Genomic DNA, 12,660 nt, shown 5'->3' on the forward strand with positions numbered 1-12,660 from the left:
TCCGTCCCTGGGCACAGTGGCTAGGCTGACCGCGGACGACGAACCGGGAGGAGCGGCGACGTGGCCGACAGCATCACCGAGCAGCGGCTCGCGGGCGGGCCCAGGCCCGATCTCGACCTGACCCAGGCCGAGTGGCAGTCCAGCAGCCAGGGCGTGGGCGACGTCCAGATCGCCTTCGTCGAGGGCTACATCGCGATGCGCAACCGCCGCAGCCCGGAGATCCCGGCGCTGATCTTCAGCCCCGCCGAGTGGCGCGCCTTCGTCCTCGACGCCCGCGACGGGGAGTTCGACCTCACCTAGCCCCGGGCGGCGGCGGCCGCCGTCAGGTGAGCACCACGCACCCGTTCGCGCGCAGCGCCCGGACCGGTTCCGCACCGTCGTCCACGGCGTTCCAGCGCAGATCCAGTTTCTCCAGCGACGGGAGCCCGGTGATCCACCGCGGCAGTTCCGCGATCCGGTTGCCGCGCAGATCGAGCCGGGCCAGCCGGGGGAGTCCACGCAGCGCCCCCGGCAGCCCGGGCAGGGCGTTGTCGCGCAGTTCCAGCACCCGCAGCTCGTGCAGCGCGGCGACGCCCGCCGGCAGCCCGGTCAGCGCATTGCCGCCCAGCCACACTTCCCGCAGCCGCCCGAGCCGCCCCACCGCCGGCGGGAGTTCGGCCAACCCGGCCCGCTGCGCCCGGAGTTCGACCAGCGAGGCCATCCCGTCCAGCGTGTCCGGCAGCCGGCCCAGCGGATTGTCGCCGACGTTGAGGTAGCCCAGCCGGTCCAGCCGGCCGAGCGCCTCCGGCAGGGCGGTGAGGCGGTTGTCGTGCAGATAGAGGTAGCGGGTCAGCCCGGTCAGCTCGCCGATCTCCTCGGGGATCGCGGTCAGCGCGTTGTGGCCGAGGTCCAGGGTGTGCAGCGCCCGCAGCCCGCCCAGCGCCGCCGGAACCGAGGTCAGGGCGTTGTCGGCGAGGATCAGCACCTCCCAGTCGGCGCGCCGCCACACCTCCGGCGGCACCGAACTCAGCCCGGCCTTCCAGAAGTTGAGCGTGCGGGGCGGGGTGAGCATGACGGAGTCCCTTCAGAAGGAGAGGGTGAGGCGGTCGGGAGCCGACCGGGCGGACCGGGCGCGTCCCTACGGCCAGTCGAGCAGCTCCGGCAGTGCGGCGGGACGGCCCGACCGGCGGCAGTCCAGCGGCCGGTGCGGATCGCGGCCGGCCAGCCAGGCCGCCAGGTCGGTGAGATGACCGCGGACCGTCACCTCCGGCGCGCCGGCGGCACCGTACTCCCGCCGGAACGCCTCGTCGGTGGCCTCCAGCACGAGGTGGACGTCCTTCGGGGCGCGCGGCGCCAGATGACTCAGCAGGTGATGGCACAGCCCGTGCGGCCAGTCCTCGGGGCCGTGGCCGAGCCGGGCGTCCGCCGTGTGGATCTCCAGCTCCCGCCACCAGGCCCACAGCACCGTGCGCAGATCACCGTCCCGGTAGCGCACCGGGCGCGACCAGTCGGCCGGGCCGACCGCCGCCCAGGCCGCCGAGGACTCGTCCAGCGCGGCCCCCACCGCGTCCCGCAGCTGTGCTGCGTCCCGCACCGCACCGGCCTCGATCCCGGCCGCCCGCTCCGGGCGCCCGCCGTCGTACAGCTCGACCAGCTCACCGCGCAGCGCGTAACGGGCCTGCCGGGCGGTGGCCCGGGCGATGCCCTCCAGGTGCGCGAGGACATGGGCGCGGGACCAGCCGGGCAGCGCGCTCGGCTCGCGCACCGCGGTCTCCGTCAGCCCGCCCAGCAGCGCCCGCAACCGCTCCTGGCCCGCCTCGATCGCCTCGCGGACCACCTCGGCCGACAGGGCGGATTCCTTCGTCACGGCCACAGCAGCTCCTTCATCCGGTTCTCGCCGAGCCGGCGGTGCGCCGGTCCGGGTGTGCTCGCGTTCCACCGGGTCGCCGGGCGGGTCCACCGGATCGGAGAGCGGCGGTGCGCCCGCGAACCCCGGGCGCACGCACGGCAGTTGACGGAGTTCGACCATGTTCCCCCCTCGGGCTCCCCGACGAATCTAATGGCTGGCGGTGACGTTACCATTAGCTCTATGACCGCAACACGGCTCGCACTGGAACTCGCCGTCACCATCCGCCACGACGGCCACGGCGGTGTCACCGACGACCTGGCCGACCCGGACGGACTCACCGCATGGATCGCCGAGCGGGCCACCCTGCTCGACTGCGCCGCCGACCCGCTCACCGCCGACCCGGCACTCCACACCGCCGTACGCGAACTGCGCGCCGCGGTCCGTGCGCTCTTCGCCCGTGCGGTCCGCCCCGGACCGCCCAGCTCCGCCGACGCCCAGCGGCTCCTCCCCGAGGACACCGCACTGCACCGGCTGAACACCGCCGCCGCCCTCGTCCCCACCTCCCCCCGGCTCAGCTGGGAGCCCGACGCCCCGCCCACGCTGCGGTTGCACCCGCGCGGCACCCCGCCCGCCGCCGACCGGATCGTGGCCGCACTGGCCCGCGCCGCCCTCACCTTCCTCGCCGGCCCCGACCGCGCCCGGCTGCGCGCCTGCCCCGCCCCCCGCTGCGTCCGCTACTTCGTCAAGGACCACGCCCGCCAGGAATGGTGCAGCCCCTCCTGCGGCAACCGCGCCCGGGTCGCCCGCCACCACGAGCGGCACAAGGAAGGACGGCGCGACCCCTCGTAAGGTGGGCGGCATGACCGGTGAACGCGATCTTCCGACCCTGCTGAGCGGGATGCGCCCCGAACTGAACGAGGGCCGGTACGTCTTCACGACCGTGCGCGGCGCGATCCCCGCCGGACTCGCCCCGGTCGTCACCGTCGCCGAACCCGAGGGACTCACCCTCGTCCTGCGCCAGGAGGAAGCCGACCGCACCGGCCTGCCGTACGACTACGTCGCCGGCTGGATCACCCTGCGGGTGCACTCCGCCCTGGACGCGGTCGGGCTCACCGCCGCCGTTGCCACCGCCCTCGCCGACGCCGGACTCAGCTGCAACGTCGTCGCCGGCTTCCACCACGACCACCTCTTCGTGCCCCACGAGGCGGCCGACGAGGCACTGCGCCGCCTCGGTGAACTGGCCGGACGGGCCTGAACCCCGGCACCCCGCACACCACCCGCCCGACCTGCCCGCACGCCGCCCACGACCCCGACGTCCGGCGCGGCGGGCCCGGCCGGGCCACGTACGATGGCGGCATGTCCTTCCTCCGCCGCCGCAGCGCAGCCACGCCCGCCGGTCCCGACTTCGACGTTCTCGCCATGGACCCGGGGGACTGGCCGGGCAATCTGGGCGCCGGGCTGCTGCCCGCACCCGACGGAAGCTGCCAGGGCGTCTTCCTCCGCTACGACCTCTTCGGCGGCCGCGGCCCCGCGATGATCATCGGCAACCTCCCGGAGGGCTCCCCGGCCCGCGCGCTGGAGGGCGACCAGGTGCCCTTCGAGGTCGCCCAGCTGCTCGCCGCGCTCGGCAACGACGACCCGGTCACGGTCGTCGAGAGCGAGGACACCCCCGTGATGCACGACGACAACCTGCTCATCGTCAAGCGCATCAAGTGCTCCGAGAGCCGCATCTCCTGCGCCCAGTTCGACCGCAGCGACGGCGTCCTGGTCACCATCGCCAGCTGGGACCGGCCGATCACCGACGACCTCTACGCCCTGCTCAAGCCGCTGCCGGCGGAGCTCTTCCAGCAGGGCTGACACCCCGGACAGGGCAGCACAGCGCGCCCGGTGGACGCCATCCCGTCCACCGGGCGCGCGCCGCTCGTCCTCACCTGGGCAGCCGGGTCACGACGCCGACCGCCGCACGTCCACGTCGGCCGCCCGCACATAGCCCACCCGGTGCCCCAGCTGGATCTCGTAGTAGACGTCCTCCCCGCGCACGATCGTGTGCTTCGAGACGTCGAACGTCGGCGCGTAGAAATACTCGCCGGTCACCCGGCCGCCGACCGCGTACCGCTGCCCCGCGCCGATCGTGTACGGCAGCGGGGAAACCGACTGGTACGGCACCCCGGCCGGATAGGCGGCCTTCTCGGGGTACGCCCGGCCGTAGACCGGGATCTCCTCCCGGCCGGACTTCGGCGTCGCGATCAGCCCCTTGGCGTTCACCGCCGTCGGCGCACCGTGCGGATTGCGGAACCACGCGACCTGCCCGAGGTACCAGATCGCGGTCCAGTCACCGTCCCGGCCCGCCAGCGCGAACCGCTGCCCCGTCGTGGCCCGGGCCCCGGTGTCGTTCACGCCCTCCGTCGAGTCGCTGCCGTCCTGGTGCAGCCCGACGTCCTTGACCAGCGGAGCGCTCTCGCTCGGCGCGGTGTGCAGCCGGACCGCCGCGGACCCGTGCGGCGCGCAGCTGTCCCCCGGCTTCTCGCAGCCGGTGTAGCGCGGCCGGTTGCGGTCGTAGTCGGGGAGGATGGTGACCAGCCCGCCGTGCTTGCCCGCCGTGGCGTGGAACGGCTTGCCCAGCAGCTCGAAGTAGTGCGCCCAGTCCCAGTACGGCCCGGGGTCGGTGTGCATCCCCGGGATCGTGGACGTCGTCGTGCCGGGCACGTTGTCGTGGCCCAGGATGTGCTGCCGGTTCAGCGGTACGTCGTACTTGCGGCTCAGGTACTTCACCAGCCGGGCCGAGGACCGGTACATCGCCTCCGTGTACCAGGCGTCCGGGGCGGCCAGGAAACCCTCGTGCTCGATCCCGATGGAGTGCGAGTTCACGTACCAGTTGCCGGCGTGCCAGGCGACGTCCTTGCCCGGGACGTGCTGGGCGATCAGGCCGTCCGAGGAACGCACGGTGTAGTTCCAGGACACGTACTTCGGGTCCTTGATCAGCTTCAGCGTGACGTCCCACGACCCCTCGGTGTCATGGATGACGATGGTGTCGACCTTCTGGTCCGCGGGCCGGTCCGCCTTGTCGTGGTTGCCGTAGTCGTGGTCGCCGAACTCCTCGTACGGCGCCGGGACCGACTCGCACGCCACGTTCCACGGGCACTCCAGCCCGCGGTCGCCACCCGACGCGGAGGCCCTGGTGGCGGCGCCGAGACGTTTCTGCTGCCCGGCGTCGGGGATCAGCCCGGGGGCCGCGGGAAGCCTGACCCGCTGCCCGGCGTCGGTCGTCCGCGCCTGGCCCTGGCGGATCACCGAGAACACCTCGTCCGCGAACGCCTTGCCGCCGCGCGGATCGTCCTGACCGCCGTAGCGCGCCACCGCCGCGTACCACCGGGCGGGATCGTCCTCGGCGGCCAGCCCGAGCCCGCGCTGCGCCGCGGCGAGCAGCGCCGCGCCGCCCAGCACGTTCGCCGCCGGGTCCGTGCGCAGCCGCTCGGCCGGCAACCCGGTCAGCCGGGCCGCGGCCGGCAACGTACGCAGGCGGGCCGGGAGTTCGGCGGGCAGCGCGGGCTGCTGTGCCAGCCCCTCCGGGACACGCTTGCGGGCGCGCGAGGCGTCGCCCCGGGCGTCCGCGTCGCCCTCACTGAACTCCGGCGCCCGCGCCAGCGCCGTCCGGGCGTCGGTCAGATGCATCGGGCCGTAGCCCCCGGACACACTCGGCGCGCCGCCGTGGCCGTCCCACCGCGACTCCAGGTACGAGACACCGAGCAGCACACTGCGCGGTACGTGGAAGCGGGCGGCGGCCTTGGTGAAGGCCCGCTGCAGGGCGTCCGTCCGGGGCTGCCCGGCGCTCGCGGACGGGGCTCCGGTGAGCGGGAGCAGCAGCACCGCCGCCGCCACCGCGGTGGTGGACCTGCGCAGGGCGGGGCGATGGGTTCTCTGGTCTTCCGGGGCGGATCCTCGCACAACAGCCTCCTCGAGCCGGCCCGAGCCGGGCGGTGTGACGGATGGTGCACCAACGGCCGTACGGGGTGGACCCGAGAGTAGAGCCCCAGGGGGCCCAGAGCCATAGGTGGGCCGACGGCCCGTCATATACCGCACCGGATCGGGATTTCCCATGTCAGGGCATCTCCAGAGGAGCCTTCCCGGACCACCGCCCGGCCTGCGGGGCGTCAGTGGAATGGACCAATGACCGCGCCGCGCACATGGGTGAGCGGCGCCTCCCGCACAACGGGTGCGCCGCTCACAATCCCCCGCGGGGAAGTGCCGGTGGAGAAAGGCACTCCCCCTGGGCAGTCAGCGGGTGCCGACCGCCGCCCGTACCGCACGACGGGCCATCTGGCAGTCGTCGTGCAACCGGCGCAGGAGCAGCCGCTGCTCCTCACCCGCCGTGGGGACGCCGGGCTGTCCCGGGCCCTGCGTCCCCGTCGGCGTGGGTTCGCGCATGGTCCGCTGAACAGCGGTTTCGTAGCGCCGGATCTCCCGGGTGAGGATCAGCATCAGATTCACCAGGAAGGAGTCCCGCGAGGCGGGGCCGGCGTTCTGGGCGAGCTGGCTGATCTGACGGCGCGCCACCGGGGCGTCGCCGAGAACCGACCACAGCGTCGCCAGGTCGTAGCCCGGGAGGTACCAGCCGGCGTGGTCCCAGTCCAGCAGCACCGGGCCGGCCGGCGACAGCAGGACGTTGTTCAGCAGCGCGTCGCCGTGGTTGAACTGGCCCTGGACGTGCGACAGACCGTGCATCAGCTTCTGCAGGTCACCCAGGTCGCGGTCGGTGAGCAGCCCCAGGTCGTGGTAGCGGCCGATCCGGCCGGCGTAGTCCAGCGGGGCGTCGAACAGCCCGGCCGGCGGACGCCAGTGGTTGAGCTGGCAGACCGCGCCGATCGCGGCGCGGATGTCCGCCCGGGGCGGCGCCTCGGCGGGGTGGCGCGTCATGGCCGCGACCCGGCCGGGCATCCGCTCCACGATCAGCGTGCAGTTGTCGGGATCCGCCGCCACCAGCCGCGGCACCCGTACCGGCGGACGATGCCGGACGAATGCGCGGTATGCGCTTATTTCCTGCCGGAAGCTTTCCGCCCACGCGGGGGACTGGTCCAGTAAACACTTGGCGACCGCGGTCATACGGCCTGTCGTGCCGACGAGGAGGACGGATTTCCCGCTCCGGCGCAGCACCTGGACCGGGTTGAACTCGGGACAGATGCGGTGCACCGAGGCGACCGCGGCGCGCAGCTGTGCGCCCTGGGGCCCGGACAAGTCGAGTCTCCCGCTGAGCGGTTGGGTGCCCGTCCCCTGTGCCCGCCGGGTCCGGCCGCCGGTGAGACCGGGAACCGCCCCCGCGGAGGGAGCGGGCGCGAGATACGGCCCGCTTCCTGTCGGGTGCGGGCGGTGCGGCCGGGCGGGGGCGGTCACGGCGGACGATGCTGCATACATGGGTGAGACAGATCCCTTCGTGCGCCGACGAGTTGCGTGCGCTCCCCGGCCCGGTGGAGGGAACCCGTGAACGGGCCCCGTGCAGGAGGCCGATCCAGGGTCCCTGTGAAGGGCGCGCACCCTGGGGAATGCGGTCCCGCCACCGGGCCGGGGGCGGCACGTCTACAGAACACTCGGCTGCGGGTGGCAGACCATCTGGCGCACCCTGGCGAACCCTGGCGAATGGTCCCAGCGCATGTCACCGGCCGTTACTGTCAACTCAGTCGAGGAACCTGGGGGCTTGACGTGGACAGGCAGCCGAACACCCGTCTCGCGGACCTTTTCGGCCTGGCCGGCTGGTCCAAGGGAGAGCTGGCGAGGCTCGTCAACCGGCAGGCGGCGGCCATGGGCCATCCGCAGCTGGCGACCGACACCTCGCGAGTGCGGCGCTGGATCGACATGGGGGAGACCCCCCGTGATCCCGTGCCCAAGGTCCTGGCTTCGCTGTTCACCGAGCGCCTCGGCCGTGTCGTAACCATCGAGGACCTCGGGTTCGCCAGAACCGGTCGCTCGGGGAAGCGGCAGGCCATGGACGGTCTGCCGTGGGCTCCCGAACGGACCGCTGCGGTCCTCACGGAATTCACGGGAATGGACCTCATGCTCAACCGACGCGGCTTGGTGGGTGCGGGCGCGGCGCTCGCCGCGGGCTCCGCACTCACCGGCGCCATGCACGACTGGCTGCACACCGATCCGGCCCCCATCGGCGCCTCCCGCCACGACGACCCGTTCGCTTCCGACTCCCTCGACGAATTCGACCAGATCGGCCTCGACCGCTACGAGGCGGCCCCCGTGGGATCGCAGGAAATCGACGCGCTGGAGCGCTCGGTGGAGGTCTTCCGCGCCTGGGACGCGGCCCGCGGCGGCGGCCTGCAGCGCAAGGCGGTGGTCGGCCAGCTCAACGAGGTGGGCGGCATGCTCGCCTACCGCCACCCCGACCACCTCCAGCGCCGCCTGTGGGGCGTGGCCGCCAACCTCGCCGTGCTGGCCGGCTGGATGTCGCACGACGTCGGCCTGGAGCCCACCGCCCAGAAGTACTTCATCATCGCCGCCCATGCGGCCCGTGAGGGCGGCGACCGCCCGCGCGCCGGTGAGGCCCTCTCCCGCGCCGCCCGCCAGATGGTCCATCTGGGCCGCCCGGACGATGCGCTGGACCTGATGAAACTCGCCAAGTCCGGCTCCGGCGAGGAGACCCTGCCCCGCACCCGCGCCATGCTGCACACCATCGAAGCGTGGGCCCAGGCGTCCAAGGGCCAGAGCCAGGCCATGCGGCGTACCCTGGGCGAGGCCGAGGAACTGTTCGTCTCGGACAAGGGCGACGTCCCGCCCCCGTGCTGGATGCAGATGTTCGACGAGGCGGACCTGCACGGCATGCAGGCCCTGGCGTTCCGCACCCTCGCTGAACACGACCCCGCTGCCGCCAAGATCGCCCAGCACCACGCCAAGCAGGCACTCGCCCTCCGGGAGGGCGGCCGCCAGCGGTCGCAGATCTTCGACTACATCTCCATGGCCTCGGCCTGCTTCATCGGCGACGACCCCGAACAGGCCGACCGTTACGCCCGGTTGGCCCTGGTGTCCATCGGTGAGAACTCCTCCCACCGCACCTGGGACCGGCTCCGCGAAATGTTCCGGCTCACGGGCCAGTACGCGAACTACGCCAAGATCCAGGACTTGCGCGAGGAGATCCAGCATGTCCTGCCGAAGCCCCGGCCCAAGTCCAAGGAATCACGGCTGGGCCCGGGCATCGGCACGGGCCTGGGGCCGAACCTCTCGGTCTGACGCCCGCCGACCGCCGCTGACCCCGCTCCGTCAACCGAGGGCCCCTTGCGATACAGGTCGGACGGCCCCATGGCTCACGGGCCCGACGACCTCATGCCTCACGGGCCCGTCCACCGTCGGCTGCTCGCCTCATGCGGGCGGGGCGGCCGGTTCACACGATGCCGGTCCGCCCTCAGCTGCCGCGGTGTGTGTCAGTCGCCGACCCTGGCGATCAGCACGCACGCGTCGTCCTCGCGCTCGGCGCTGCCGAACTCCTCGACGACGATGCGGACGCTGTCCTGCGCACTGCGGGCCGCGGCGAGCCGCGGTGCCAGTGCCAGGAGCCGCTCGGCACTCTCCAGGCCCGTTCCGGTGCCGTACGCCCGGCTGGGCGTCAGCCCGTCGGTGTGCAGTACGAGCACGTCACCGGGCACCAGTTGCTCGGAGCGCTGGGTGTACGCCGCCCCCGACGTCGCCCCCAGCAGAACGCCCTCGGGCGGCTCCAGCGCGCGCCCCGTGCCGCCGCGGAAGAGCAGCGGTGCGGGGTGCCCGGCCTGGGCCCACTCCAGCGTCCGGGTCCGCGGATCGAAGGTGCCGCACACCGCACTGCCGAGCGCCGGCTGGGCGGCGGTGTCCAGCAGTTGGTTGAGCAGCCCCATCAACTGCTCGGGCCGGTGGCCGGCGACCGCCATCCCGCGCAGCGCGCCGAGCACCATCGCCATCCCCGACGTGGCCGCGACCCCGTGCCCGGTGAGGTCGCCGACGCTCAACAGCGTCCGGCCGTCCGGGAGTTGCATCGCGTCGTACCAGTCCCCGCCGATCAGCGTGTGGGTGCCGGAGGGCAGATAGCGCCCGGCGAGGTCGAGGGTGACCCGACCGTCCTGCGGGAACCGCAGGGAGCCCCGCCACGGGGGCAGCACGGCCTCCTGCAGCTCGACCGCGAGCCGGTGCTCGGTCTCCGCGATCTGCCGTTCGCGGTGCAGGGAGTCACGGGTCTCGCGCACCGCCTGCTGGCTGCGGCGCAGCTCGCTGACGTCCCGCAGTACGGCCCACATGCAGGCCGTACTGCCGTCGGTCTCCAGCACGGGCTCGCCCACCATGTGCACCGTGCGCAGGCTCGCGTCCGGACGCACGATGCGGAACTCGCCGTCGATCGGCCGGCCGTCCACCAGGCAGTCGGTGACCATCGTGGCCAGCCCCTCCTGGTCGTCCGCGTGCACCAGGGACGGCAGTTCGTCAAGGGTCAGCGGGCCGTCGGCGGGAGACCGGCCGAAGATCGCGAACAGCTCGTCGGACCAGCTGACCTCGTCCGTGAGCAGATTCCACTCGGCGCTGCCCACCCGGCGCAGCAGCGCACCGCGCTCGGGGGGCTCGGGCCCGGCCGGGAACGCCGGTACCTCGGCCGCCGGCTCCGGGGCATCGTCACTCTCGGTAGGCAGGCCCTCTCTCAGCTGATCGAGATGGCCCCCGAGATCGTCGAGGTGATGCACGGCGAGATCGCACAGCGCCCGCTGCCAGCGCAGCTGCGGGTCGGGGGCGAGGCCGGTGTCCACCGTGGACTCCCGGCGCACCGCGTCGAGGCCGCCGCGCAGGCGGCGCGCCTGCGTGATCAGGGCCTCGACCGTGTCGCGCTCGGGGGGCCGGTCGGCTGGATGGTCCGCGAAGAGAGGGGACGGCATGACGTACTCCGTGATCAGGCGGCGCCGGGCTGAAGGGCCGGTAACGACTGTTGCACAGGCGGCGACCGTGCGTAAGGGATTTGGCACTACCCGATACGGTGGTGCAGCTGACATATGCCCCCGGCCTCCCTTGGCAGGCCGGGGGGAATCGGCGGAATGACAGGTTCCAGGCTAGGCTTCGGCCGCCGTACTGCAGGCGTTGCTGCCTATCCATGGTGGGAACGAGGCATACGGCCCGTGGTCACCGGCAAGAATGCCGGTCAGCGGAAATCCCGTTGCCAGCCCGCCCCCCGCACCGGATGCTGACCTCATGTTCGATCCAGACATAGCGCCCAGTGGCACCCTGCTCGGCCTCCTGCAGCGAGGCCGCGGCGACGGGACCCTGCACGCCCTCGCGGCGCCGAGGGCCGAGGCGCTCGGCGCGCTCAACGACAGCGTGCTGCGCGACCCCCGGCGCGACTGGCAGGTGGAGAACCGCTCGCTGTACTACGCGCGCCTCTACATGCAGCTCGACGGCGGGCTCGAGGAGATCGAACGCCACCTCTTCCACCCCGACGACCGCACCGACACCGGCGAGGAGCGCACCGGCCTGGCCCTCGCGGTCCTCGGCCACCTCGCCGCGTACGGCAGGGACGCCGCGCGGCTGCTGCTGCGCAGCTACGCCGCGGTCGGCAGCAACTGGCGCTGGGCGCTGGACGAGCTCGCGCTGCGTGACGACGACGCCGGGCTGATGTCGCTCGCCCCCGCCGTCCTCGCCCGCTTCCCCGAAACCGAGCAGGGCCGGGCCGACCTGGCCGCCGCGGTCCGGGACGCCTTCGAGCCCCGCCCCTGGCGGCTGTGGGCCGAGGACCCCCGGTACGGCCCGCGGCTGGCCGCCGCCGGCGAACAGGGCTCCTTCGAGCGCTGGCAGCGCCAGCTGCGGCCGCGCGGACCGCGCCCCGGCTGGAGTGTCGCGGAGGTCCTCCGGTGGGCCGAGCAGGGGCTGGAGCTGGAGCCCGAGGAGCACCGCTACCTCGCCGCCGCCCGCTGCCTGGCCGCCGTCGTCGGCCCGGAGGACCGCCCCGAGCTGCTCCGGGCGGCCCGCAGCGGCCCCGACGCGGCGCGCGCCGCGGTGCTGCACCACCTCGCCGAACGCGGCGACCCCGACGTCCTCGACCTGATCGAGACCGCCGTCACCTGCCCCTTCTCCTCCGAGCCGCTGGTCGCCGCCGGGCTCTCCGCCTTCGAGCGGATGCGCAGTGCGGCCGCCGTCGAGCGGGCCCGCGGCTGGGCTCCGCGTACGGACCGGCTGGGCGCGTCGGCCGCCGCCGTGCTCGCCCGTCGTGGCGCGCAGCGCGACGCCGACCTGGTGCTGGCCGCGCTGCGCCGGACCGTCCGCGAGGAGGGCCCGGACGCCGCCTGCCTGTGGGAGCTGGTCGACGGCACCGGCCGCCTCGGCGTCGTCTGCGCCGCCCCCGTACTGCGGCACATCTACCGCGAGACGTCCTCCTCCCACCTGCGCGGCCGGGCCGCGGCCGCGCTCGCCGTCACCGACCCCGGTTTCGCGGCGGGTTTCGCCGTCGAGTGCCTCTGGGACTGCGAGGAGACCACCCGCGAACTGGCCGCCCGCCATGCCGCCACCGGCGACGACCGGGTCGTCGAACAACTCCGCCGACTCGCCGCCGACCCGGCCGAGGAGGCCGAGGTCCAAACAGCCGTCCGCAGCAGATTCGGCCCCGACGCGTCGGCGGTTTGAGCCCCACGTACTTGGCTGTCCCGCCGTGGGGGTTGCTCGCCGTTGCGCTTTGCGGCGCCACCGCACGTACCCGTCTCTCCCGCCGTGGGGGTTGCTCGCCGTTGCGCTTTGCGGCTCCCCGCACGTGGCTGTCTGTCCCGCCGCGGGGCTTGTTCGTCGTTGCGCCTGCGGCGGGCTGGGTGGGTGTTGGGTGCGGTGACGGGCCTGCGGGGCCG

11 protein-coding genes are annotated in these 12,660 nt (G+C 73.5%); 6 read left to right on the top strand and 5 right to left on the bottom strand.

The features are described from left to right. Positions 1-60: 60 nt before the first annotated feature. Positions 61-300, top strand: coding sequence for a DUF397 domain-containing protein (locus tag IG62_RS0107020; protein WP_030798778.1), 240 nt, complete (start codon positions 61-63; stop codon positions 298-300). A 22-nt stretch (positions 301-322) separates the two neighbouring features. Here IG62_RS0107020 and IG62_RS0107025 read toward each other — a convergent pair whose 3' ends face one another. Both IG62_RS0107025 and IG62_RS0107030 read right to left on the bottom strand, forming a co-directional pair. Then, the gene (locus tag IG62_RS0107025; protein WP_030798780.1) at positions 323-1,051 is read right to left on the bottom strand and encodes a leucine-rich repeat domain-containing protein; all 729 of its coding nucleotides are present in this window, start codon (positions 1,049-1,051) and stop codon (positions 323-325) included. Between the two features lie 66 nt (positions 1,052-1,117). Continuing rightward, the gene (locus IG62_RS0107030) at positions 1,118-1,846 is read right to left on the bottom strand and encodes a maleylpyruvate isomerase family mycothiol-dependent enzyme (protein ID WP_051797703.1); all 729 of its coding nucleotides are present in this window, start codon (positions 1,844-1,846) and stop codon (positions 1,118-1,120) included. Between the two features lie 222 nt (positions 1,847-2,068). Between IG62_RS0107030 and IG62_RS0107035 the strand changes: the two genes are divergently transcribed. From IG62_RS0107035 to IG62_RS0107045, 3 genes are all read left to right on the top strand, one after another. Further along, positions 2,069-2,677 (top strand): CGNR zinc finger domain-containing protein, encoded by a 609-nt coding sequence (locus tag IG62_RS0107035; protein ID WP_030798784.1) that lies wholly within the window; start codon positions 2,069-2,071, stop codon positions 2,675-2,677. Positions 2,678-2,687: 10 nt separating this feature from the next. Further along, positions 2,688-3,083, top strand: coding sequence for an ACT domain-containing protein (locus tag IG62_RS0107040; protein WP_030798786.1), 396 nt, complete (start codon positions 2,688-2,690; stop codon positions 3,081-3,083). A 101-nt stretch (positions 3,084-3,184) separates the two neighbouring features. After that, complete coding sequence (locus IG62_RS0107045; protein WP_030798788.1) at positions 3,185-3,685, top strand: hypothetical protein; 501 nt, start codon at positions 3,185-3,187, stop codon at positions 3,683-3,685. An 87-nt stretch (positions 3,686-3,772) separates the two neighbouring features. Here the strand turns inward: IG62_RS0107045 and IG62_RS0107050 are convergent, their stop codons facing one another. Both IG62_RS0107050 and IG62_RS0107055 read right to left on the bottom strand, forming a co-directional pair. Further along, positions 3,773-5,773 (bottom strand): N-acetylmuramoyl-L-alanine amidase, encoded by a 2,001-nt coding sequence (locus tag IG62_RS0107050; protein WP_030798790.1) that lies wholly within the window; start codon positions 5,771-5,773, stop codon positions 3,773-3,775. Between the two features lie 330 nt (positions 5,774-6,103). Then, positions 6,104-7,237 (bottom strand): aminoglycoside phosphotransferase family protein, encoded by a 1,134-nt coding sequence (locus IG62_RS0107055; RefSeq protein ID WP_078871862.1) that lies wholly within the window; start codon positions 7,235-7,237, stop codon positions 6,104-6,106. Positions 7,238-7,522: 285 nt separating this feature from the next. Here IG62_RS0107055 and IG62_RS0107060 point away from each other — a divergent pair, with 285 nt between their 5' ends. After that, entirely contained in the window at positions 7,523-9,052 is a 1,530-nt protein-coding gene (locus tag IG62_RS0107060) for a hypothetical protein (RefSeq protein WP_030798794.1), read from the top strand. A 191-nt stretch (positions 9,053-9,243) separates the two neighbouring features. Here the strand turns inward: IG62_RS0107060 and IG62_RS0107065 are convergent, their stop codons facing one another. Beyond that, positions 9,244-10,710 carry a PP2C family protein-serine/threonine phosphatase gene (locus tag IG62_RS0107065; protein ID WP_030798796.1) on the bottom strand — a complete coding sequence of 489 codons (1,467 nt, stop codon included), beginning with the start codon at positions 10,708-10,710 and terminating at the stop codon, positions 9,244-9,246. 310 nt (positions 10,711-11,020) lie between these two features. On the opposite strand from IG62_RS0107065, the gene IG62_RS0107070 reads away from it, so the two are divergent. Beyond that, a complete protein-coding gene (locus IG62_RS0107070; protein WP_030798798.1) occupies positions 11,021-12,445 on the top strand; it encodes a hypothetical protein in 1,425 nt (474 codons plus the stop codon). Positions 12,446-12,660: the final 215 nt, after the last annotated feature.

Origin of the sequence: Streptomyces sp. NRRL S-337 (assembly GCF_000720175.1) — a bacterium.
Taxonomy (GTDB): domain Bacteria; phylum Actinomycetota; class Actinomycetes; order Streptomycetales; family Streptomycetaceae; genus Streptomyces; species Streptomyces siderophoricus.

Bases quoted from the DNA above. Each gene is read 5' to 3' on its own strand.
- IG62_RS0107065 (WP_030798796.1), bottom strand. From the start codon at position 10,710: ATGCCGTCCCCTCTCTTCGCGGACCATCCAGCCGACCGGCCCCCCGAG.
- IG62_RS0107055 (WP_078871862.1), bottom strand. From the start codon at position 7,237: ATGTATGCAGCATCGTCCGCCGTGACCGCCCCCGCCCGGCCGCACCGC.
- IG62_RS0107040 (WP_030798786.1), top strand. From the start codon at position 2,688: ATGACCGGTGAACGCGATCTTCCGACCCTGCTGAGCGGGATGCGCCCC.
- IG62_RS0107035 (WP_030798784.1), top strand. From the start codon at position 2,069: ATGACCGCAACACGGCTCGCACTGGAACTCGCCGTCACCATCCGCCAC.
- IG62_RS0107025 (WP_030798780.1), bottom strand. From the start codon at position 1,051: ATGCTCACCCCGCCCCGCACGCTCAACTTCTGGAAGGCCGGGCTGAGT.
- IG62_RS0107045 (WP_030798788.1), top strand. From the start codon at position 3,185: ATGTCCTTCCTCCGCCGCCGCAGCGCAGCCACGCCCGCCGGTCCCGAC.
- IG62_RS0107070 (WP_030798798.1), top strand. From the start codon at position 11,021: ATGTTCGATCCAGACATAGCGCCCAGTGGCACCCTGCTCGGCCTCCTG.